The following is a 22,589-nucleotide window of genomic DNA, read 5'->3' as shown; positions in this document are numbered from 1 at the left end:
TGATAGCTCGGTCGTTCCAAGGCCATTGCCGGAAGAGGACGCGACCTCGGCCTTCTAGAGGGCGATCGGACGGCAAGCGGACCGGGCCGGCAATGGCTACGCCCGGCTATTTTCCGCCGCGCGCTGGCGATGAGAAGACATCAGCCATTAGACCGGCGCGCTTTGCATCGCGAAGCAAAATAGCCGGCCTCCGCCATCCTCCGCTGCCGCTTCGGCCCTTGCGGGTTCTGGCCCGTTCCGCCCGCCGTCTGAGTGATCGCCACGAAGGCCGCGATGGGCGCGGCCGATCCGGAAAAGGATCACTCCAATGACCGACAACGACGATATCGAACCGCCGCACGCCTCTTCTCCAACTGACCACGTGCTGACCGAACTACAGCTCTTCGGCTACCGTCCCTTCGACGACCAGCCTGACCCACGACCGCTCCCCGAGGGCAAGATGATCGCTGGCGCCGTCGCCGATGTGTTCGACGCCCTGGTCGCGACGTTGAGCGACACGCGGCTCGAGCCGGACCTGGGCGATCTGCTGTGGTCGACCGTCAACCTGTTCCATCGAGCCGTCGACCGCATCGAACGCCATCTAGACGATAACGAGCAGGCGCAGCAGAAGAGCCAGCGCGAGCAGAATGGCTCTGAGGTCCGATCAGTCGAACTCGAGCGCTTGACGGCTGAGGGCATCACTTTGATCGAGCGCCGCAACTGCCTGGAACTCTTCCGCGATCAGGCCATCGAACGCTTTGAGACTCACACCGGATCCTCCTGGCGCCCTCGATCGGGATCACTGGTGAATCATCGCACGCTGACCGCAGCAATGATCGACTCCCGCGACTTCATCGCAGCAAAACGTCGCGCTGAAACCGAGGTCTTGTTGGCGGAAGGACCGAAGATCGCACTCACCGGCGGGCTAGACTTTAATGACTACCACCTCATCTGGGACCGCCTCGACAAGGTTTACGCCAAGCATCCCGACATGGTCCTGCTCCATGGCGGCTCGCCGAAAGGTGCGGAGCTTATCGCCTCCAAATGGGCGACTAATCACAAGGTGCCTCAGATCGCATTCAAGCCTGACTGGACCAAGTACGCCAAGGCAGCCCCATTCAAACGCAACGACGCCATGCTCGAACTCCTGCCGATTGGCGTCATGCACTTCCCGGGCACAGGAATCCAGGACAACCTGGCGGACAAAGCAAAGCGCCTCGGCATCCCGGTCTGGAGGTTCGGCGGCACATAAGCCGTCTTCTCGCCTCCAAACAGTTGGAGCGGGGGCATGCGCCGCAACTCCGCCTCCTTTCGGTCTCATGTTCAGAGTTGCGCCGTGGTGGTGGTGGAAGGCGCGACTGGTACATCTATGCACATGGAGCCACCACCATGCTTGCCCTTGGGCTTGCCATCAACACACTCGGCATCGGCTTGTTCTGCTGGGCGATCTTTGCGCTCGCTGTGTATGCACTGCCGTTTTTCGTCGCTCTCAGTATCGGAATGACTACGTTTCGGAGCGGCGCCGGCCTCATTGGTGCGGTACTTATCGCGACGGCCGGCGGTGCGCTGACGCTCGTCCTCGGCCAAGTCGCCGTCGCAATTACCCGGTCCTTGGCTTTGCGCATCGCGATCGCGACAGCATTTGCTATTCCCGCCGCCGTTGCCGGCTATCATGTGGTGTTCGCCCTGTCCCAGATTGGGGTGCCTTCGTTGGTTTGGCGTGAAGTCTCCGCTTGCCTGGGCGCGGTTTGCATTGGCGTTACGTCATGGACGCGCTTGATCGTTCCGGCGGAGACCCGCCCGTTCGAGCCGGGTAGGGTGGTGGAGAGTCCGTCCTAACCAGTTCTTACGGCCGGAAGGCCTGAGAGATGACCATTTACCTCCTTCATCGTCGAACAGGTTCGCATAGATCGGCGCGCTGAACGGGAGCGATCGAGCGCGGTAGAGGCAGTCCGCCTCGGAGCTCTCGATCAAGCCGCCGGCGTTCGGGTCTGGCCCACGCAGCCGCGGCGGAGCGGTGTTGCGCCGATCCATTCGTGGGAGACGATACCGCCCTTTGCAGAAAATTGTTTCTCTTTCTGCGCTGAATGGTTCCGACCTCTTGTTCAGCAAAGCCGATATGAGTCATGTCTTCTCCTGAGATTGCGGTTCAGCACGCCGACGCACGTGGCCTCATGGATGGCTTGATCTGGCCGAAGACCGGCTTCGCCTCGATCGTCTGAGCCGCAACGCCGTTGATGCGACTTTCTTCCCCTGGGCTTCGCCCATTCCTCGCGAGTCAAGAAAGTCGCCACAACGGCGTCCTCCGCTGCGCTCCGGCCCGCGGGCGGGTGCGTCGCCGATCGTCTTCGCCCCTAGATCGCCATCGAGGCCGCGGTGGTCGCGGGCTCGAAACACAACAGGAGAAGTGACATGGCTAACATCGGTTCTTTCAAGAAGGTCGGCAACGATTTCCAGGGCGAGATTGTCACCCTGAGCCTGCAAGCCAAGGGCGTCCGCATCGTCGCCGAGACCAACCGGTCCAACGACAACGCCCCCAGCCACCGCATCTATGTGGGGCGCGCGGAGATCGGCGCAGCCTGGTCGAAGCGTTCCGAGGAAGGCCGCGACTACCTCTCACTCAAGCTCGACGACCCCTCGTTCAACGCTCCGATCTATGCGAACCTCTTCGAGGACGAAAGCGGCGAAGGCTACACGCTCCTCTGGTCGCGGCCGCGTAAGAACGGTGAGTAAGCTCGCTCAATCAAGCCCCGCCCGGTTCGCCGGACGGGGCACTTCGCGCCCGGGCTGAGGTGCGGATTACGATTTGCTAAGCCGCGCAGCCCTTTTGAGCGGGTCTTCCGGCTCGCCCCCTAATGCTTCAGCAATCTGCCCGAGCACGGTATCGCTTGCTGATGCGTCGCCGATGGCGCCGACATAACGGCGATTAGACCCGCACGCTCGGCCAGCTCCTCCTGCGTCATTTGTAGATCATGGCGTTTCCGACGCAGAGTCACAGCCATGATCTCTTGAGATCCATGGCGATATGGGAAACTGACCGGAACGATCGTTCTAGCAACGATCGTTTCTATTCGTGTCCGAACATGCTATCGATGTGACGACGCTACGTGCGCGACCGAGCTCGGCCGTGTGTCTACCCAAGGGCTATCCTGGATTCCAACGCGCATCGGAGACCATGGCGTAGCTTATAGGCGTTCTAAAAGCGGGTATGATGCAGGAGCGAGCCCCAGATCCAGACGTAGCTGACAGTGCGCCGAACGAGCCGACGTTGACGGCCTATAACGAACAGCATGTCGTCACGTACGTTCGCCTTCTGCACGGCCGACGGTGAGGGGGCGGACTGGGGCGAAGTGGCTCAAGTGGTCCGACCGAGAGCCGGACCGTGCGCGGCGCGCATATCAGAGTCATCTTGCTCGTGCCAAATGGGTGACTGAGCAAGGGCGACTCTTACTCGGCGCCTGTCCGGCAAGAACCGCGTCCCCGATCGCGCTTAGAAGACCCACGATCTGCGTAATCGAACGATCCGCCTGGTGCAAGCCGGCCTCGCGTTGATGCGCGGTGGTCACCGCAAAAAATTCTGCGGCCCGGGCGCAGGGATGGGTAGCGTCGTTCCCAAGGCGTGCCGAAAACCGCTCCCTCCATATTCGGCATCCCCCTCCGAGAACCTGCTCCTCCATGATGGCCGCACACACGCTAGCGCCGCCATCCGTGGTGCGCTGTCATCCTGGAATCCCCAAATGCCCGATCCGATGGCCGGTCTACCCCCGCGCTTCCTGCGTACCCCGGAGGCCGCGCGTTACCTCGGTCTCTCCGGTCGCACGCTGGAGAAGCACCGCACGTACGGCACCGGACCAACATATCGGAAGATTGGCGGACGTGTCGTCTACGCCGTCGATGACCTGAAAGCGTGGGCCGACCGCGGCGCCAAGACCTCGACATCCGATCCCGGCAAGGGGACCGTGCTGCCCGCCAAGAAGCATCCGGCCCTGCGTCCCTATGCAGGTCAGGAACGTCGCTGATAGCCGCGTGAGAGCAGTGACCATGCGGCGCAAACACCATTCCGAGCGCGGCCAGCTTGAGCTCTTTCGGGCGCTGCCCGGCGATCTCGCGCCGCGAGATGCGCAGGATCTGATGGCCTATCCGTTCTTCTCGCTCGCAAAAACGAAGCGGATTGTGCCGATCGATTTCCGCGCAGGTGCGATCTCAATTCGTGTCGAAGCTGTTCCGGAACACGGCATGGCGACCATTTGGGATGCAGACGTTCTGATCTGGGCCGCGTCTCAGATCGTCGAAGCCCGGGATGCGGGCCTGAAGACGTCGCGTCTGATGGCTGCAACGCCATACGAGATTCTAACGTTCGTTGGCCGCGGCACCAGCGCACGCGACTATCACCGTCTGAAGGCGGGCCTCGACAGACTTCAGTCAACGACGGTGCTGACGTCGATCCGCCAGCCGATGGAACGACGACGGCATCGCTTCTCCTGGATAAACGAGTGGAAGGAGACGGCGGATGCAAATGGCCGCCCATTCGGGCTCGAGCTGATCCTGCCGGATTGGTTCTATGCCGGCGTCATCGACGACGCGCTCGTGCTGACGATCGACCGCGCCTATTTCGAGCTCACCGGCGGACTTGAGCGGTGGCTTTATCGTCTTGTGCGCAAGCACGGCGGTCGGCAGGACGATGGCTGGAGCTTTGACCTTGCACACCTCCATGCCAAGTCCGGCATCCTCTCGCCGCTCAAGCACTTTGCTTACGACGTACGTCAGATCGTCCAGCGCCAGACATTGCCCGGTTATCAGCTCGTGCTCACACGGGATCTGAACGGCATCGAGCGGCTGAACTTCGCGCCAACGCCTGTTGATCCCCTGACGGCACGCTTGCGCCGGCGCGGTCTCATTCCAAATTCGGAGGACAACCTGTGAATCAGTTCGTGCTATCGAGGACCGCAATGCTCGTGCTATCGGGGACCCGATCCTCGTGCTATCGGGGACCGGAATCGACCTTAAAGGCTTGTTTCTCTGCGCTTTCCGGCCGCTCTAACTTTACTAACCAGAAATCCTTCGGATTTCTTCTAACGGACCAGGCCGCAAAGCGCTTGGGAGGTGGCCGGCAAAGCCGGCCCGTTCGCCCTGCTGGCCTTCACAAGCCGTACACGCACTTCCCGGCCGTCGAAGCGAACGGCTCCGAGGTCGAGCGTAGGGGAGCGGCGGTATGAGTGATCTTACCGAAGTAGAAGTGCTGTGGCTCGACCAGCGTATCGAAAACCGGATTCGGTTCGGTCGTGTCGTCAAGGAAAGGGAGCTTGAGCGCCATCGGCGCGTCCTGTCATTTGCGCCGGGCAGCATCTTTGCTTTCGCCCGATGGACCTCCAACGACTTTGGGGCAATCATTTCGCGGATCGACATCTTGCGCGCAGTCGCTCCGGGACAGCGCTGCTCGACCGTGCCGTATGTGAAGCCCGGCGGAGAGATTTTGCTGCGTCTGTCCGGCTGGCCGAAGGTCGAACGAGTGCTGCAAATGATCGATGCCGTTGAGGCACTCGGCATCGATCCTGCTGATGTCGCGCCCGATCATTGGCATCACGTTCATAACCGCCTGTCGGTTAACGAAAACCCGCGCCCGTATACGAAAGCGCGCCACCAGGCTTGGCTTCACCGTCAGAGGATCATGCGATGACGGGCCGCATGAAGACGCTGACCACCACGTTTGGTGTCGCTGCTGCGCTCATCGCGACGATCGTCCTGGAGCCGCTTCCGCTTTACATCTGGAACGCATCCGCAAGCGTGCCAATCGGTCTCTACCGCCTCCGACCGGCAGACCAATTCCAAGTTACTGAATTAGTCGCCGTGCAGCCGCCGGAGCCGCTCGCGACCTTCCTCGACCTAAACGGCTATTTACCCATTGGCGTCCCCATGCTGAAGCGCGTGCTCGCCCTTCCGGGGCAAAGTGTTTGCAGAACCGGCCTCGCGATTTCGGTCGACGACGTCGCGGTGGGCGAGGCGAAGGATCACGACAGACGGGGCAGGCCGCTGCCGAAATGGCAGGGCTGCCGCGTCGTTAGCGACGGCGAGCTGTTTCTGATGAACTGGCAGTCGGACGACTCTCTTGATGGCCGGTATTTTGGATTTCTTCCGGCGTCTAGCGTGATCGGCCGTGCGATGCCGGTGTGGACGTGGAGGAGTAATCATGCGTATTCGAGGTGTTCTCCTTGCCATTCCCTTGCTCGATCGATTGTGGGATCATTCCGTCGTCTCGATCGATGTCTGCAAGGCTGGCGCGAGCCCGACCGCGTCCTTTGGTCGGTTGGGCACGCGTGTTTGCGCTGTCGTGCCCCCGATGCTTCTTCTGACCGCGGGTGACAGTGCTGCTTTGGCCCAGAGCGGATCAGCCGCCCAGCCGACGATCAGTCAGACCGCTCACTCATTTGCCGGTTTCATCAATGAAGCCTCACAACGCTTTGCGATCGCGCCGAACTGGATCCGATCAGTCCAAAGCATCGAGAGTGCTGGTGACGTGCACGCCAGATCGCCAAAAGGCGCAATGGGCCTGATGCAAATCATGCCGACGACTTGGGCGGAACTTCGCGAGCGCTACAATCTCGGGAACGACCCCTACGACCCGCACGACAACATTCTGGCCGGCACGGCGTACTTGCGTGAACTGTTCGATCGGTATGGCTCGCCTGGCGTGTTCGCCGCGTACAATGCGGGACCATCTCGCTATGAAGAGCATCTCGCAGGCGGGTCTCTGCCAGAGGAGACGCGAGCATACGTCGCAAAGCTTGCAAATTTGCTTGCCATCGAACTGCCGCCGGGGTTGACGTCCAGCGCACAGTCATCAGCAGCTGCGACGCTATTCGTTACTCGACCCGATCTCATGAAGACGCGCGATCGGTTGCTGGCGCTTGTGCCATCGAGCGGTGTCATGACCGCAATTTCGGCGCCCGATGTTTCGCGCATGGTCCCCCGACCTATTGGCGTGTTCGTCCCTCGATCGGATTCGGGAGCATCGCAATGACCAAGTGTGCGGGTTCGCAAGCTGATGGCGTGTGGGCGATGCCTTCGGCCCGCGCTCTACTCGTCGCTTCGCTCCTCACCGAGCCACCCTTCGGGTGTCTCGGCCCTTCGGGTAACGATCGCTATCGCAAGCGCTCGGAAGCAGCGGGTGCTTCGCGAGGTGGCTGCCAAGTCGCGGCGGCTCTTTCGGGAACCGACGACCGGGAGACCACGACGGCAGGACGGCGAGATAAAAGGGGCTCGCCGGTCGAACCGCAAGCCATTGGCATGGCTTGGGTTCTGGCGTGCCGGTCGGTCGGCGCGCGTGCCGCGCGTTGCATTTTGGCGAATGCAATCAAAGGCGTTTTCGGCACTATGCGTGCTTTTGATCGTTTGGAGGCCCGGCCGTGAGCGTGGGCGACAGTGATCTGCGTGTTCGGCCGGGGCGCATCCGCAGCACACGCTCGCCTAAGCCGAAGAGCTTCATCAACCAGGTGCTGCGGGCGGCGAAGAAAGCAGGACACACCTCGGCTCACGCCGTCGTCGGCAGGCGTTCTGCAGCCCATGGGCGCTCGACCTTTGGCCGCGGGCGCCTCGCCTTTAGCCGCGCCAGATTGTTTAGCCCGACGCGGCGCGTCGTGGTGAAGGCCCGCGTGGTTCGTCACAAAGGGCGAGCCTTCCGCTCCGCGCCACTGACCGCCCACCTCTCATATCTGAAGCGCGAAGGCGTGACCCGGAGTGGTGAGCGGGCCGAGATGTTCGATGCCAGCAGCGACCGCGCCGATAGCGCGGCTTTCGCCGAACGGTGCAAGGACGACCGGCATCATTTCAGGTTCATCGTCTCGCCGGAGGATGCCGGCGACATGACCGACCTGAAGGCCTTTGCCCGCGATCTCGCCAGGCAAATGGAGACCGATCTCTCCACGCGGCTCGACTGGGTGGCTGTCGATCATTGGAACACCGACAACCCTCACGTCCATCTTCTCGTTCGCGGAATAGATGAGGAAGGGGCGGACCTCGTGATCTCCCGCGACTACATCAGCCAGGGCCTGCGCTCACGCGCCGAGGAACTGGTCGCCATCGAACTGGGACCAAAACCCGAGCACGAGATCCGCAATACGCTGGAGAGGGAAGTCACGGCGGAACGGTGGACGCGGCTCGACCGGGAGATCCGGCTTGCAGCAGATGAGACCGGGTACATTGATCTTCGCCCAGAGAATCCCGGCAAGTCCGATCCCGAGATCAGGCGCCTGATGGTCGGTCGCCTTCAACACCTGGAGAAGATGGGCCTTGCCGCACCCACCGCACCAGGCGAATGGATGGTCGGCCTTGAAGCCGAACGTAGCTTGCGCGATCTCGGGATGCGCGGTGACATCATCAAGACCATGCACCGCGCCTTTGCCGAGCGTGCGGAGGCGCGCGGTATTGCCGACTTCGTCATCGAGGGCGGCGAGCCGACATCCCAGATCGTCGGACGGCTGGTCGACCGTGGACTGCATGACGAGCTGACCGGCGAGGCCTTCGCCCTGATCGACGGAACAGATGGACGCGCGCACCACGTGCGCTTCCGAGGGCTCGAGGCGTTCGAATATGCACCGCCCGTCGGCGGCATCGTCGAAGTCCGGAGTTTCGGTCCACCCGGCGATCCGCACCCCACCGTGGTGCTCGCGACCCGTTCCGATCTCGATCTTGGTGGTCAGGTCAAGGCAAGAGGGGCAACTTGGCTCGACCACAGGCTCGTCGAACGCAAGGCCATGCCGCTCGCCATGGGCGGCTTCGGCCGCGAGACACGCGACGCCATGGAAGCCCGTACCGAGCATCTGATCCAGGAAGGCCTGGCGCGGCGGCAGGGCCAACGCATCATATTGCAGCGCGACCTCTTGAACACTTTGCGCCGGCGTGAACTGGATGAGGTGGCCGCAAAAGTCTCGGCCGACACGCGCCTCCCTTACATGAAGCGTGACCCCGGGGAGCATGTGGCGGGCACATATCGCCAGCGGCTGACGCTCAGCTCAGGACGCTTCGCCATGATCGATAACGGGCTCGGCTTCCAGCTCGTGCCTTGGTCGCGCGAACTCGAAAAGAAACTCGGCCAACACGTCACCGGCGTCGTGAAGGACGGCGGTGGCATCGAATGGGGTTTTGGTCGGAAGCGCGACCTTGGCCTCTAGCAGTCTCTCCAATTCAGTTGCGGAAGGGCGTTCGGGATGTCCGGAACCAAAATCCTCTGGGGACAGGTGATCGTTGTCGGCCTGATCGTCTTGCTGGCCATCTGGGGAGCAACCGAGTGGACGGCCTGGCGGCTCGCCTGGCAACCGGAGCTTGGGCGGCCCTGGTTCGAACTGTGGGGCTTCAAGATTTACTACCCGCCAGTGTTCTTCTGGTGGTGGTTCGTTTACGATGCCTACGCGCCACAAATCTTTCTCGAGGGTGCCTTCATCGCGGCGTCGGGAACCTTTGTTTCGATCGCGGTGGCGATCGGCATGTCGGTGTGGCGCGCGCGTGAAGCCAAGAATGTCGAGACCTATGGTTCGGCGCGCTGGGCTGGTCTGGAGGAGGTTCGAGCGGCCGGACTTCTCGGTCAGGATGGTGTGGTGCTCGGCAAGCTCGACCGGCACTACCTCCGCCACGACGGACCGGAGCACGTCTTGTGTTTTGCGCCCACTCGGTCCGGTAAGGGTGTTGGCCTAGTCGTTCCCTCGTTGCTGGCCTGGCCGGGCTCGGCCATCGTGCACGACATCAAAGGTGAGAACTGGCAACTGACGGCCGGCTTTCGCTCGCGACATGGCCGCGTCCTACTGTTCGACCCCACCAACCCAAAGTCCTCAGCCTACAATCCGCTGCTCGAGGTCCGGCGCGGCGAATGGGAAGTTCGCGATGTCCAGAACGTGGCCGACGTTCTCGTCGACCCCGAAGGATCGCTCGACAAGCGGAACCATTGGGAGAAGACGAGCCATTCGCTCCTGGTCGGCGCCATCCTCCATGTTCTCTACGCGGAGGTGGACAAGACCCTAGCCGGCGTCGCCTCCTTTCTGTCCGACCCGAAGCGGCCGATCGAGGCAACGTTGAAGGCCATGATGACCACGACGCACCTTGGCGAGCAGGGTGCGCATCCAGTGGTCGCCTCGACCGCGCGCGAGCTGCTCAACAAGTCGGAGAATGAACGTTCTGGCGTCCTATCCACCGCGATGTCGTTTCTCGGGCTGTACCGCGATCCTGTCGTGGCCCAAGCAACCCGCCGCTGCGATTGGCGGATTGCCGATCTGATCGCAGATAGCCGTCCCACGACGCTTTATCTCGTGGTGCCGCCCTCCGATATCTCGCGGACCAAGCCGCTGATCCGCCTGGTGCTGAACCAGATCGGCCGGCGCCTGACCGAAGATTTGCACGCCCGCGACCGCCGGCATCGAGTCCTGATGATGCTCGACGAGTTCCCGGCACTCGGTCGGCTTGATTTTTTCGAGTCCGCGCTCGCCTTCATGGCAGGATACGGCATCAAGAGTTTCTTGATTGCGCAGTCGCTCAATCAAATTGAGAAGGCCTACGGGCCTAACAACGCGATCCTCGATAACTGCCACGTCCGGGTCAGCTTCGCGACTAATGATGAGCGGACCGCCAAGCGGGTCTCCGACGCGCTAGGCACGGCGACCGAGATGCGCGCGATGAAGAACTACGCCGGGCACAGGTTGAACCCATGGCTTGGGCACCTGATGGTCTCACGGCAGGAAACTGCGAGGCCGCTGCTGACCCCAGGCGAAGTCATGCAGCTTCCGCCGGCAGACGAGATCGTCATGGTGGCAGGGACGGCGCCGATCCGGGCGAACAAGGTCCGCTACTACGAGGATCGGCGATTCACCGAGCGGGTTCTGCCGCCGCCCGATCCTGGGACAGCCGGCCGATCATCGCGAACGGACGGATGGTCAGCGCTCCAAGTGCTGAAACCAACTGGAGGTCCAACTGCCAAAGCTGCGGAGGCCGAGGAAGACACAGCAAACAGCGGGCTCCGTCGTGAGCCCGAACTCCCCGATCACATCGCGATCGCCAAGGAGACGACCGAACCAACGCCGGCAGAGGAATTCGCCGCCGTTCTTGATGATGACGAGGACACGGTCCGGCAGTCCCGGGTTATACGCCAACAGCTCCGTGGTGTCGCCCGTCAAGTCGCCATGGACCCTAATGACGGTATGGAGCTCTGAGCAGTATGCGCGACCGGATGAACGTCTATTTTCCGCCAGAGCTTCTGAAACAGATCTCGGAACTCGCCGATCGCAAGAAGCTTTCCCGGTCCGCGATCGTAGAAGCGGCTGTCGCTTCATTTTTGTCACCGGACGGCGCGGACAGACGGGAGGCGGCGTTTACCCGGCGCCTGGATCGGTTGTCGCGTCAGATGCAGAGGCTCGAGCGTGACGTTGGTTTGGCGGCTGAGACCTTGGCTCTCTTCATCCGTTTCTGGCTGACGATCACGCCACCGTTGCCCAACGACGCGCAGGCGGCCGCGCAAGTAAAGGGAAGGGAGCGCTTTGAAGGATTTGTCGAGGCGCTAGGGCGCCGTTTGCAAAAGGGGCAAAGCTTTCTGCGCGAGATTCCGGAAGATATTCGCCGTCAGGAACCGGTCGAAGAAGCTTAATTGAATCATGGAGAAAGACCGTTTCGCCGTTCCCTTCTTTTTGTTCGCTAACTTACGCCCGCAGTGATTTAGCTGAACTAACGAAAAGCTGGTCACGCTATCGGCTTGCACCAGCTGACAGCAAGAGGGGCCAGCATGCAGATTTCCGGGGCATGGCGCCTCACCGCGCGCGTATTTCTCCCGTTTGCGGTCGGATACTATCTTTCGTATCTGTATCGTACGATCAACGCTTTGATCGCCAGTCGTCTCAGCTCGGATACCGGGCTTGGGACTGCCGACCTCGGGTTGCTTACGTCGGTCTATTTCCTTGTTTTCGCGGCGGCCCAGATCCCCGTCGGCATATCGTTGGACCGCTTTGGTCCTCGCCGCGTACAGAGTGTTTTGCTCTTGCTCGCAGCAGTGGGCGCTTGGCTGTTTGCGGTATCGACCGGCTTCCTGTCACTTTTGATCGCACGTGCAATGATCGGGCTCGGCCTCGCGGCGGCGCTGACGGCTGGACTGAAATCCATGATCCTTTGGTTCCCCAGGGAACGCGTTGCCTTGCTGAACGGCTATATGGTCATGCTGGGCTCGCTAGGAGCGGTGACCGCTACGGCTCCCGTCGAACATCTGCTGGCTTGGATGGGCTGGCGGCAACTCTTTGAGGTCTTGGCGGCGGCTACCGGTGTGACGGCCGCTCTCATCTATGTCGTGGTACCCGAACGAGGCATTGTCTCGTCTATGGCGTCAACCCCCGCGACCCTTAGCTCCGTTTTCGGCGATTGCCGCTTTTGGCGAATGGCCCCGTTGTCGGCGACTTGCATTGGATCGGCCTGGTCCCTGCAGGGATTGTGGGCATCGCTATGGCTGGCCGACGTGGAGGGGCTTGATCGCGCAAGTCTCGTCAGACAGCTTTTCATGATGTCGATCGTACTTAGCGGTGGCGCTTGGTTATTCGGTATGACGGTCCATTGCATCAAACGAAGGGGAATTGGGGCGGAAACAGTATTGGCGCTGGTTGCAGCGCTATTTATCGCAGCTGAGTTTGCTTTGATCTTGCGAGCGCCTCTGCCATCCGTCTTGCCCTGGTCCGTTGTCGCAATTGTCGGAACGGCAACCGTGGTGAGCTTCGCGGTGATACTGGATTACTTTCCGCCGGAGCTTGCCGGTCGTGCGAACGGCGCCTTGAACGTTTTGCACTTTGGTTGGGCCTTTCTGGCACAATACGCGACAGGTCTTATCCTGGAGCAATGGTCTGCGAATGATGGCCGTAGGCCCGTCCAAGCTTATCAAGTCGCGTTCGGTCTCTACATAGCACTGCAGATCGCAGCGTTGGTCTGGTTCGCGCTGCCTTGGCGCCGATCCGTCGCTTCATGGATAAGTTCAATCGTCTTCTTCGAGCCGACCGATGTTTCCTACGCTGTCGAGACAGTTCGGCTCTATGAGGACTCGGTCATCCTCCTGCCAGCGGATGATGATGCGGAGTGGTGAGCAGCAATTCGCGGCGAGCGGATAAGATTAAGTAGCCGTCAAATATCGGTTTCTCAGTCTTTCTTTTTCTACGCCAGCCTACGATCACCGAAAGCGCTTGTTGCGCCAAGTCCATTGGTGCCTTTTCTAATCCTCCCCATATGAGGGAGTCTGAGGACGCTCTCATTCGGTGGGGGCGAACAGTGGCAATCCATTCCATTCAATCCGAAGCGAGCTCACGCGGTGCGCGAATGCTGCGTAGCGCGCTTGGCTCCGCGATTGCCGGCTACCTCGAAGACGAAGCGATCGTCGAGGTGATGCTCAACCCAGATGGGCGGCTGTGGATCGATCGGTTGTCGGATGGTCTGATCGACACAGGCGAAACTCTGTCCGCGGCGGATGGCGAACGCATTGTTCGCCTGGTAGCGCATCACGTGGGTGCCGAGGTGCATGCCGGTTCGCCACGGGTCTCGGCCGAATTGCCAGGGACCGGCGAGCGCTTCGAAGGTCTCTTGCCTCCGGTCGTTGCAGCACCGGCCTTTGCTATCCGCAAGCCCGCCGCCGCCGTGTTTACGCTTGACGACTACGTCGCCAGGGGGATCATGACCTCGGAGCAGGCCAAGATCCTGAGAGGCGCGGTCGACGCAAGGAAGAACATCCTCGTCGCCGGTGGGACATCGACCGGCAAGACAACGCTGACGAATGCCCTCTTGGCCGAGGTAGCAAAGAGCGCCGATCGGGTCGTTCTGATCGAAGACACGCGCGAACTCCAATGCAAAGCGCCCAATCTCGTGGCGCTGCGGACCAAAGATGGCGTGGCTACGCTATCCGATCTCGTTCGGTCCTCGCTGCGACTGCGTCCTGATCGTATTCCGGTTGGCGAGGTGCGCGGTGCGGAAGCACTCGATCTGCTCAAGGCCTGGGGCACCGGTCATCCCGGTGGCATCGGCACTATTCATGCGGGCACCGCGCTCGGCGCACTGCGGCGGCTCGAGCAGCTCATCCAGGAAGCCGTCATCACGGTTCCGCGGGCCCTGATCGCCGAGACCATCAACGTTATCGCCGTGCTGGCAGGGCGCGGCGCCGGCCGTCGCCTCGCCGAGCTTGCCCTCGTCACCGGGCTAGGGGCCGCCGGCGACTACGACCTTTCATCAGCAGGAGACTGACATGCGTCAGCAATTTCGCTTTCTTCGAGGTGCATCGTTGGCCGCCTTCGGCACGGTGGTCTTGGCAGTTCAGCCAGCATGGGCGGCTGGCTCGAACATGCCCTGGGAGCAGCCACTCAACCAGATCTTGCAGTCGGTCGAGGGACCGGTCGCCAAGATCATCGCCGTCATCATCATCGTGGTGACCGGTCTCACGCTCGCGTTTGGGGACTCGTCGGGTGGTTTCCGCAGGTTGATTCAGATCGTGTTCGGTCTGTCGATCGCGTTTGCCGCCTCGAGCTTCTTCCTTTCGTTCTTCTCCTTCGGCGGCGGCGTGGTTATCTGATGGATGAACCCCTCACAGGCTTTGCCGTGCCCGTTCACCGCGCGCTCACTGAGCCAATCCTGATGGGCGGCGCGCCGCGATCAGTTGCAATCGTGAACGGCACGCTTGCGGCAGCCCTTGGGCTCGGACTTCGGCTGTGGATCGCGGGACTTGTCCTCTGGTTCATCGGCCACATGGCCGCCGTCTGGGCCGCCAAGCGCGACCCCGCATTCGTCGATGTGGTGCGCCGACATCTGCGCATTCCCAGTCATCTCAATCTTTGAGTTATCGGTCATGTTGAACCTTGCCGAATATCGTCATTCCAGCGCGCGCCTCGCCGACTTCCTGCCCTGGGCAGCCCTCGTCGACGAGGGAATCATCCTGAACAAGGACGGCTCGTTCCAACGGACAGCAAAGTTCCGGGGGCCTGACCTCGACAGCGCGGTGCCGGCTGAGCTTGTAGCCGTCGCCAGCCGTCTGAACAACGCCGTGCGTCGCCTGGGATCGGGCTGCGCCGTGTTCGTTGAGGCGCAGCGTCACTTTGCGGGGGCGTACCCGCCTAACGTCTTTCCCGACATCGCGTCAGCGCTGGTCGATGCGGAACGAAGGGCTCAGTTCGAAGAGGCGAGTGCCCACTACGAGTCCAGCTACTTCTTGACCTTCCTCTATCTGCCACCCGAAGAGGGAGCCGCCAGGGCAGAGCGCCTGCTCTATGAGGGACGCGATCGGACTGTGGGAGCAGACGCCCGCGAGGTGCTCCGCGGATTTATCGACCAAACCAACCGTGTGCTGCAGCTCGTTGAAGGATTTATGCCGGAATGCGCGTGGCTCGATGATCAGGACACGCTGACCTACCTGCACTCGACGATCTCGACCAAGCGTCACCGCGTTCGCGTGCCTGAAATTCCGATGTACATCGACGCGCTGTTGTCCGACCAGCCGCTGACCGGCGGGCTAGAGCCGATGTTGGGCTCAGCCAATATTCGGGTCTTGACGATTGTCGGCTTTCCGGGTGCGACGACCCCGGGTATCCTGGACGATCTGAATCGTCTGGCATTCTCGTATCGTTGGTCGACGCGCGCAATCATGCTCGACAAGACCGACGCCACCAAACTGCTGACCAAGATTCGGCGGCAGTGGTTTGCCAAACGAAAGTCGATTGGCGCCATTCTCAAGGAGGTCATGACGAACGAGGCGTCGACGCTGCTCGATACCGACGCCCACAACAAGGCGCTTGATGCCGACGCAGCGTTGCAGGAACTGGGGTCGGATCAGATCGGACAAGCCTTTGTTACGGCGACCATCACTGTCTGGGACCGCGATCCCAACACTGCCGATGAAAAGCTGAGGCTGGTCGAGAAGGTCATACAGGGCCGCGATTTCACCTGCATAATCGAGACCGTGAACGCCGTCGAAGCCTGGCTCGGCAGTCTGCCCGGGCACGTCTACGCCAATGTGCGGCAGCCTCCGATTTCGACCCTCAACCTCGCCCATATGATTCCGATGTCGGCTGTTTGGGCCGGCGAGGCGAGGGATCTGCACTTCAAGGGTCCGCCGCTTCTGTTCGGCAAGACCGAGGGATCGACGCCCTTCCGATTCTCGCTCCACGTCGGCGATGTCGGCCATACGCTAGTAGTGGGACCGACTGGAGCCGGCAAGTCGGTCCTGCTTGCCCTGATGGCGCTACAGTTCCGTCGTTACCCGAATTCGCAGGTCTTTGCCTTCGATTTCGGCGGTTCGATCCGGGCGGCCGCGATCGCCATGGGTGGCGACTGGCATGATCTCGGCGGTGCATTGTCTGACGGGGACGAAAACCCAGTCGCGCTGCAACCTTTGGCCTGGATCGACGATCCTTCCGAGCGAGGGTGGGCGACGGAATGGATCGGCGCGATCCTGGCACGGGAAAAGATCGAGATCACCCCTGAGGTCAAGGATCATCTGTGGTCGGCGCTAACATCTCTCGCTTCGGCGCCGAGGGAGGAACGCACCCTCACGGGCCTGTCAGTCCTTCTTCAATTGAACTCCCTGAAGCGCGCCCTGCAACCATACTGCCTGGGCGGACCTTCCGGGCGCTTGCTCGATGCCGAATTCGAAGATCTCGGCGAGGCGTCGGTCCAGGCGTTTGAGACCGAAGGCTTGATCGGAACGAGTGCTGCGCCGACCGTGCTGGCGTATCTCTTCCATCGCATCGGGGACCGCCTCGACGGTCGGCCTACACTACTTATTGTCGATGAAGGCTGGCTTGCCCTCGATGACGAAGATTTTGCCGGCCAGCTCCGGGAATGGCTGAAGACGCTTCGCAAGAAGAATGCGTCCGTTATCTTTGCGACCCAATCGCTTTCGGATATTGACGGGTCCGCAATCGCGCCGGCGATCATCGAAAGCTGCCCAACGCGGCTGTTGCTGCCGAACGAGCGGGCGATCGAGCCGCAAATCACAGCGATCTATCGCCGCTTTGGCCTCAATGACCGCCAGATCGAGCTTCTGAGCCGCGCTACGCCCAAGCGCGACTACTACTGCCAATCTCGCCGCGGCAACCGGATGTTCGAACTTGGCCTTGGCGAGGTCGCTCTGGCCTTTACCGCAGCCTCTTCCAAGACAGACCAGGCAGCCATCTCGCAACTCCTCGCCGAACATGGACCTGACGGCTTCGTGCCGGCCTGGCTACAGCACCGTGGCGTCGCCTGGGCCCTCGACCTGATCCCCAATCTCGTCAATCTGGAGAAATCGGTATGAGGCGTCTTGGCCTATTGGCGGCCGCTGGCATGGTCGCGCTGATGCTCGACCTCAGGGTGCCCGCGCGGGCGCAGTGGATCGTCTTCGATCCCAACAACTACGTCCAGAGCGTCCTGACTGCCGCCCGTGAGCTGCAGCAGATCAACAACCAGATCACCTCGTTGCAGAACGAGGCGCAGATGCTGATCAATCAGGCAAAGAATCTGGCAAACCTGCCGTATTCATCCCTGCGCCAACTGCAATCCTCGATCCAGCGGACCCAGCAATTGCTGGCCCAGGCCCAGCGGATCGCCTACGACGTCGATCAGATCGATCGCGCGTTCTCGACCAGCTACGCGCCAGCGACCAGCAGCCAATCGAACCAGTTACTGATCTCCAATGCTCAATCGCGTTGGCAGAATTCCTATGCCGCAACGCAAGACGCGCTTCGCGTCCAGGCCGGCATCGTTGGCAATCTCGACACCAACCGTGTCCAGACCTCCGCGCTCGTCATGTCTAGCCAGGGCGCAAGCGGCGCTCTGCAGGCAACACAAGCTGGTAACCAGATTCTCGCGCTTAACGCGCAGCAGCTCGCCGACCTCACCGCTGTCGTGACGGCGCAGGGCAGGGCGCAAAGCCTTGAAGCAGCGCAACGCGCCTCGGCCCAGGACCAGGGCCGCGAGCAGCTTCGACGGTTTCTTACGCCAGGGCAGGGTTATCAATCATCCAGCGTGCAGATGTTCCACTGATGACGGACATTCGGGCATTCAAGGCGTTGTCGCTGCTGACGACAATCGGCGTTTTGGTGGTCACAGCCTGCACGATTCAGCTTCGCGGTAGTGACGAGTCGCCCGCGCTGCCGAAGACGGAGCGGACGACAGATGCAGCCAACCCTGATCTCGCACGCTGCCGCAGCGTCACTGCTGAGGAAACAGCAGGTTATCGGCATTGCCAGCAGATTTGGGCCGAAAACCGGCGCCGCTTCTTGGGCAGGAAGAACGTTCCCGCAGATCCTGGCCAAGACGATTCCACCGCAGGCTTGGCGTCCACCCGAAAGGATCAGAGCCGGATGCCGCAAGGTTATCCGGGACCGGCGATGCCTGAGGCGAGCAAGCCATGACTGGTACGGGGATCATTGACCAGTTCCTTGAAACGTTCACGCGTTATATCGATAACGGCTTCGGGCTGCTGGGGAGCGAGGTCGGATATCTCGCAACGACCCTTGCTGCGGTTGACATTACGCTCGCAGCGTTGTTCTGGAGTTGGGGAACGGACGAGGACATCATCGCGCGCCTCGTCAAGAAAACGCTCTTCGTAGGCGTCTTTGCCTACCTGATCGGCAACTGGAACAGCTTGGCGCGCACCGTCTTCGAGAGTTTCGCCGGTCTTGGACTGAAAGCATCGGGCGCAAGCCTCTCCGCGGCAGATTTCCTGCGACCGGGAAAGATCGCCCAAGTCGGCCTCGATGCCGGTCGACCATTGCTTGATTCGATCTCCAACCTGATGGGCTACATCAGCTTCTTCGAGAATTTCGTCCAGATCGTCGTTCTCCTATTCGCCTGGATTGTGGTGCTGCTCGCCTTCTTCATTCTGGCGATCCAGCTCTTTGTCACCCTGATCGAATTCAAGCTCACGACGCTGGCCGGCTTCGTGCTCATTCCCTTTGGCTTGTTTGGCAAGACTGCCTTCGCGGCGGAGCGCGTTCTGGGCAACGTCATATCTTCCGGCATCAAGATCCTGGTCCTGGCCGTCATCGTCGGCATCGGCTCCACCCTGTTCTCGCAGTTCACCGCAGGTTTCGGCGGTGCACAGCCGACCATCGAAGACGCGATGACACTGGTGCTCGCGGCGCTTTCCTTGCTGGGCCTCGGCATCTTCGGTCCGGGTATCGCAAACGGCCTAGTGTCGGGCGGACCTCAACTTGGCGCCGGCGCCGCGATTGGAACAGGCCTTGCTGCTGGCGGCATTGTTGCAGCTGGCGCGGGACTTGCCGCTGGCGGTGCCGGTCTCGCTGGCGGTGCGGTTGCAGGCGCCGCGCGCGGTGGCGGCGCTGTCATAAGCGGAGCAACAGCCGCCTATCGAAGCGGCGGCCTTGCCGGCGTCGCGGAGGCTGGCGCTTCGGCTGCGTGGAGTCCATTGCGCCGGGCAGCGGCTACCTTCGGAGGTAGCCAAGCGGGCGACCAGGGCGCGAGCGCTCCGGCCGACGGGCAGCCTGATTGGGCTCGCCGCATGAAGCGTGCTCAGATCATTCAGCACGGTGCCTCGGCTGCTGGCCACGCCGTCCGCTCGGGCGATCATGGTGGCAGCGGCTCTTCCGTCGATTTGTCCGAAGGAGAACGCTGAGACGCACCACTACACCTCCGCCGCACAGCAGCGCCTCAAATCCTTCTATCGCACACTTGAAACCGATCACTCGATATCAGGGGCACCCATCGATGTTCAAACGACCAACAGTTCACTACGGGCGCATGCCCGAGCCGATTACGCCTTATCAAAAGGCCGCTCAGGTTTGGGACGAACGCATTGGATCAGCGCGCGTGCAAGCTAAGAACTGGCGCCTGATGGCGTTCGGCTGTTTGATGTTGTCTGCCGGTCTCGCTGGCAGCCTTGTCTGGCAATCGAGCCAAGGCTCGATCACGCCCTGGGTAGTTGAGGTCGATCATCTCGGTCAAGCAAGGGTTGCGCCGGCCAACATCGACTATCAACCTACTGACGCTCAGATAGCCTACCATCTGGCGCGCTTCATCGAGGACGTCAGAGGTTTGCCGGCAGACAGTATCGTTCTGCGCCAGAATTGGCTCCGGGCCTATGATTTTACGACGGATCGTGGCGCGGCTGCACTGAACGACTATGCGCGCAACAATGACCCCTTTGCCAAGCTGGGCAAGGCACAAATCTCAGTGGACGTCTCAAGCGTCATTCGCGCGTCTTCGGAGAGCTTTCGAGTCGCCTGGACCCAGCGCATCTACGACAACGGCTCGTTGAGCGCGACTGAGCGTTGGACCGCAATTCTCTCGATCGTGATCGAGACACCCCGCGATGCCGAACGCCTGCGCAAGAACCCCCTTGGCGTCTACGTCCGCGCCATCAACTGGTCAAAGGAGTTGAGCCAGTGACCAAGATGCCATTTGACGTTCATTCGAAGCGTTCCCTCCAGCAAAGCAGGCTCGGCTCGGCTTGGCCCGAGTTCGTGAGCTCGAAGCGTGCATTTCTATCCGCTTTCCTGCTTTGTTCGTCCGCGCTCGGAGGCTGCGCGACCTACATTCCGCCGGAGATCAGCTATGACGCTGATGTTCCTCCGCTGCCGGCGGCGCCAGTGGCTCTCGACGACAGATCGCGACCGCTTCACGTTCCACCTCTCTGGAAGCCTGCTCTCGGCGGCAAGTCAGGCGCGAAAGAAGACGCTGAGCCGGTGAGCCGCGTAGAGACGGCAAACAGCGCAGCCCGGGTCGAACCGCGCAAGCGGGGCTATTTCAACGCAGCGCAAATCTACGCCTACAGTCCCGGGGCGCTCTATCAGATTTACGCCGCACCGGGGCAGATCACGGATATCGCGCTCGAGGAGGGAGAGCAGTTGACGGGATCAGGACCGATCGCGGCCGGAGATACCGTACGCTGGGTCGTGGGCGATACCGAAAGCGGGAGCGGCGACACACGGCGGGTCCATATCCTGGTCAAGCCGACCCGAGCTTCGATTGAGACCAACTTGGTGGTCAATACGGACCGGCGCACCTACTTGATTGAGCTCCGCTCCCGCGAACGGCCATACATGCCGTCTGTTGCTTGGTACTATCCAGAAACTGCACGGGAACGATCGCGTTCGGTCGCGCAGCCTGTTCTTCCGGACCCGGCGCAGCGCACCTTCCGCTATGCCATCGAAGGGGACAGTCCTCCCTGGCGGCCGCTCGCCGCATATGACGATGGCCGCAAGGTCTATGTCGAATTCCCGGCGGGGATCGTGCAGGGCGAGATGCCTCCGCTTTTCGTCATCGGTCCAGACGGCAAGACTGAACTCGTCAATTATCGCGCTTACGGCAACGTATTGATCGTCGATCGGCTGTTTGCTGCCGCCGAACTGCGGCTTGGCGGCGAGCACCAGCAGAAGGTCCGTATTGTCAGGACCGATGGGAGACCGTCGTCATGAACACTCGGAATATGAACGATCAGGAGCAAGCGGCTCCGCCTGAGACACAAGAGGATCAGTCCAGGGGCTTCCGCTTGAGAGCGGAGCACCCGCGCGTGACACGGTTGTCACGGAAAGTACTGGCGGGAGGGAGCGCGGTCGCCCTGCTTGTCATCGGTGGAGCCGTGCTGTGGTCGCTGCAGAAGAATCGCCCTCGAGACCAGGCGGCCGATGAGCTTTACAGTACCGACCATCACAATGTCGCTGACGGTATTACGGCGCTGCCGAAGGACTACACTGGCATTCCGCGCCAGCCAATCCCGCAACTGGGTCCGCCCCTTCCCGGGGACCTCGGTCGGCCGATCCTTGCGGCCCAAGGCCAGTTGCCGACGATCGGCGCTGATCCAGAACAGCAGCGCCGGGATCAAGAGACCGAAGCAGCCCGCATCAGCCATCTATTCGCTTCGGCGAATGGACGAGAAGTGCGTCCCCCCGCCGCTGCGGCGGTTGGAAACGAGCGCGTCGTGCCTGCGAGCGCGACGAGCACCGGCGACGACGGAAATGCGCAAAACGGTCAGGACCGCAAGCTTGCCTTCGTGAACGCTTCTGTGGACCGTCGCACGGTAAGCCCTGATCGCGTCACCAAGCCGGCTTCACCGTATATCGTGCAGGCTGGGACGGTTATTCCGGGAGCCCTGATCACCGGAATCCGGTCGGACCTGCCGGGCCAGATCACGGCGCAGGTGACCGAGAATGTCTATGACACGCCGACCGGCCGCTCTCTGCTTGTCCCTCAGGGAGCGCGTCTGATCGGCATCTACGATAGCCAGGTCACTTTCGGCCAGTCCCGTGTCCTGCTCGTCTGGACCCGGCTGATTATGCCGAACGGACGTTCCATCGTTCTCGAGCGGCGGCCTGGCGCTGACGCTGCCGGGTATGCAGGCCTCGAAGACCAGGTCGACAATCACTGGGGTGAGCTGTTCAAGGCTGCGGCACTATCGACGTTTCTGGCGGTCGGGACCGAACTGGGGGCCGGCTCGGACACCAACAGCAACGACAGCGCGATCATCCAGGCATTGCGGCACGGCGCCTCAGACTCACTGAATCAGACCGGACAGCAGGTCGTTCGCCGCAGCCTCAACATCCAGCCCACTCTGGCTGTACGACCTGGCTTCCCGGTTCGTGTTCTTGTCAATCGTGACCTCATACTTACGCCCTATAGAGGGTGAC

Annotated in this window: 21 protein-coding genes and 3 pseudogenes; 23 read left to right on the top strand and 1 reads right to left on the bottom strand. The window is 61.6% G+C overall.

Annotated elements, in window-relative coordinates; all coding sequences use genetic code 11:
* Positions 1-307: 307 nt before the first annotated feature.
* From I6F36_RS36355 to I6F36_RS36345, 3 genes are all read left to right on the top strand, one after another.
* Complete coding sequence (locus I6F36_RS36355) at positions 308-1,231, top strand: DUF2493 domain-containing protein (protein ID WP_225145690.1); 924 nt, start codon at positions 308-310, stop codon at positions 1,229-1,231.
* Between the two features lie 137 nt (positions 1,232-1,368).
* The gene (locus tag I6F36_RS36350; protein WP_225145689.1) at positions 1,369-1,818 is read left to right on the top strand and encodes a hypothetical protein; all 450 of its coding nucleotides are present in this window, start codon (positions 1,369-1,371) and stop codon (positions 1,816-1,818) included.
* A gap of 573 nt (positions 1,819-2,391) precedes the next feature.
* Positions 2,392-2,712, top strand: a complete 321-nt coding sequence (locus tag I6F36_RS36345) for a DUF736 domain-containing protein (RefSeq protein ID WP_128948358.1) — start codon at positions 2,392-2,394, stop codon at positions 2,710-2,712.
* Positions 2,713-2,778: 66 nt separating this feature from the next.
* Here I6F36_RS36345 and I6F36_RS36340 read toward each other — a convergent pair.
* Positions 2,779-2,981 (bottom strand): annotated as a pseudogene (locus tag I6F36_RS36340) (helix-turn-helix domain-containing protein).
* 209 nt (positions 2,982-3,190) lie between these two features.
* Here I6F36_RS36340 and I6F36_RS36335 point away from each other — a divergent pair.
* The 20 genes and pseudogenes from I6F36_RS36335 to I6F36_RS36240 form a co-directional block, all read left to right on the top strand.
* Positions 3,191-3,420: pseudogene (locus I6F36_RS36335) on the top strand (DUF2285 domain-containing protein); the annotation flags it as partial.
* A 296-nt stretch (positions 3,421-3,716) separates the two neighbouring features.
* Positions 3,717-3,998: an AlpA family transcriptional regulator gene (locus tag I6F36_RS36330; RefSeq protein WP_008561544.1), complete on the top strand. Its 282-nt coding sequence runs from the start codon at positions 3,717-3,719 to the stop codon at positions 3,996-3,998.
* A 22-nt stretch (positions 3,999-4,020) separates the two neighbouring features.
* On the top strand, positions 4,021-4,902 hold the full coding sequence (locus I6F36_RS36325) for a replication initiator protein A (protein WP_225128623.1): 882 nt from the start codon (positions 4,021-4,023) through the stop codon (positions 4,900-4,902).
* A gap of 289 nt (positions 4,903-5,191) precedes the next feature.
* Positions 5,192-5,656 (top strand): DUF2840 domain-containing protein, encoded by a 465-nt coding sequence (locus tag I6F36_RS36320; protein WP_225145688.1) that lies wholly within the window; start codon positions 5,192-5,194, stop codon positions 5,654-5,656.
* A pseudogene (locus tag I6F36_RS36315) lies at positions 5,653-6,156 on the top strand (S26 family signal peptidase); the annotation flags it as partial. The gene I6F36_RS36320 and the pseudogene I6F36_RS36315, both read left to right, overlap by 4 nt.
* A gap of 160 nt (positions 6,157-6,316) precedes the next feature.
* The gene (locus I6F36_RS36310) at positions 6,317-6,997 is read left to right on the top strand and encodes a lytic transglycosylase domain-containing protein (protein ID WP_346656704.1); all 681 of its coding nucleotides are present in this window, start codon (positions 6,317-6,319) and stop codon (positions 6,995-6,997) included.
* A 385-nt stretch (positions 6,998-7,382) separates the two neighbouring features.
* Positions 7,383-9,146, top strand: a complete 1,764-nt coding sequence (locus I6F36_RS36305; protein WP_225145686.1) for a DUF3363 domain-containing protein — start codon at positions 7,383-7,385, stop codon at positions 9,144-9,146.
* Between the two features lie 36 nt (positions 9,147-9,182).
* Positions 9,183-11,171 (top strand): conjugal transfer protein TraG, encoded by a 1,989-nt coding sequence (locus I6F36_RS36300; RefSeq protein WP_225145685.1) that lies wholly within the window; start codon positions 9,183-9,185, stop codon positions 11,169-11,171.
* Between the two features lie 5 nt (positions 11,172-11,176).
* On the top strand, positions 11,177-11,602 hold the full coding sequence (locus tag I6F36_RS36295; RefSeq protein ID WP_225128617.1) for a CopG family transcriptional regulator: 426 nt from the start codon (positions 11,177-11,179) through the stop codon (positions 11,600-11,602).
* A gap of 135 nt (positions 11,603-11,737) precedes the next feature.
* Positions 11,738-13,072 (top strand): nitrate/nitrite transporter, encoded by a 1,335-nt coding sequence (locus I6F36_RS36290; protein WP_225128616.1) that lies wholly within the window; start codon positions 11,738-11,740, stop codon positions 13,070-13,072.
* A 230-nt stretch (positions 13,073-13,302) separates the two neighbouring features.
* Positions 13,303-14,217: a P-type conjugative transfer ATPase TrbB gene (trbB, locus tag I6F36_RS36285; protein ID WP_225145694.1), complete on the top strand. Its 915-nt coding sequence runs from the start codon at positions 13,303-13,305 to the stop codon at positions 14,215-14,217.
* Between the two features lies 1 nt (position 14,218).
* Positions 14,219-14,542, top strand: coding sequence for a TrbC/VirB2 family protein (locus I6F36_RS36280; RefSeq protein WP_225128615.1), 324 nt, complete (start codon positions 14,219-14,221; stop codon positions 14,540-14,542).
* Positions 14,542-14,805: a VirB3 family type IV secretion system protein gene (locus I6F36_RS36275; protein WP_225128614.1), complete on the top strand. Its 264-nt coding sequence runs from the start codon at positions 14,542-14,544 to the stop codon at positions 14,803-14,805. Before I6F36_RS36280 ends, I6F36_RS36275 begins: the two co-directional genes overlap by 1 nt.
* Before the next feature lie 10 nt (positions 14,806-14,815).
* Positions 14,816-17,257 (top strand): conjugal transfer protein TrbE, encoded by a 2,442-nt coding sequence (trbE, locus tag I6F36_RS36270; protein WP_225145684.1) that lies wholly within the window; start codon positions 14,816-14,818, stop codon positions 17,255-17,257.
* Positions 17,254-17,985: a P-type conjugative transfer protein TrbJ gene (trbJ, locus tag I6F36_RS36265; protein WP_225128611.1), complete on the top strand. Its 732-nt coding sequence runs from the start codon at positions 17,254-17,256 to the stop codon at positions 17,983-17,985. Before trbE ends, trbJ begins: the two co-directional genes overlap by 4 nt.
* Positions 17,985-18,356 (top strand): putative entry exclusion protein TrbK-alt, encoded by a 372-nt coding sequence (trbK-alt, locus tag I6F36_RS36260; RefSeq protein WP_225145683.1) that lies wholly within the window; start codon positions 17,985-17,987, stop codon positions 18,354-18,356. Before trbJ ends, trbK-alt begins: the two co-directional genes overlap by 1 nt.
* Complete coding sequence (gene trbL / locus I6F36_RS36255) at positions 18,353-19,579, top strand: P-type conjugative transfer protein TrbL (protein ID WP_225145682.1); 1,227 nt, start codon at positions 18,353-18,355, stop codon at positions 19,577-19,579. Before trbK-alt ends, trbL begins: the two co-directional genes overlap by 4 nt.
* Positions 19,580-19,671: 92 nt before the next feature.
* The gene (gene trbF / locus I6F36_RS36250) at positions 19,672-20,352 is read left to right on the top strand and encodes a conjugal transfer protein TrbF (RefSeq protein ID WP_225145681.1); all 681 of its coding nucleotides are present in this window, start codon (positions 19,672-19,674) and stop codon (positions 20,350-20,352) included.
* A complete protein-coding gene (gene trbG / locus I6F36_RS36245; RefSeq protein WP_225145680.1) occupies positions 20,349-21,380 on the top strand; it encodes a P-type conjugative transfer protein TrbG in 1,032 nt (343 codons plus the stop codon). The genes trbF and trbG overlap by 4 nt, the downstream gene beginning before the upstream one ends.
* On the top strand, positions 21,377-22,588 hold the full coding sequence (locus tag I6F36_RS36240; protein ID WP_225145679.1) for a TrbI/VirB10 family protein: 1,212 nt from the start codon (positions 21,377-21,379) through the stop codon (positions 22,586-22,588). The genes trbG and I6F36_RS36240 overlap by 4 nt, the downstream gene beginning before the upstream one ends.
* Position 22,589: the final 1 nt, after the last annotated feature.

Origin of the sequence: Bradyrhizobium sp. BRP19 (assembly GCF_020194195.1) — a bacterium.
In the GTDB taxonomy this organism is placed as follows: Bacteria; Pseudomonadota; Alphaproteobacteria; order Rhizobiales; family Xanthobacteraceae; genus Bradyrhizobium; species Bradyrhizobium yuanmingense.
Note: the sequence above shows the minus strand (reverse complement) of the source record. Positions and strands in the feature narration are given on the sequence as shown.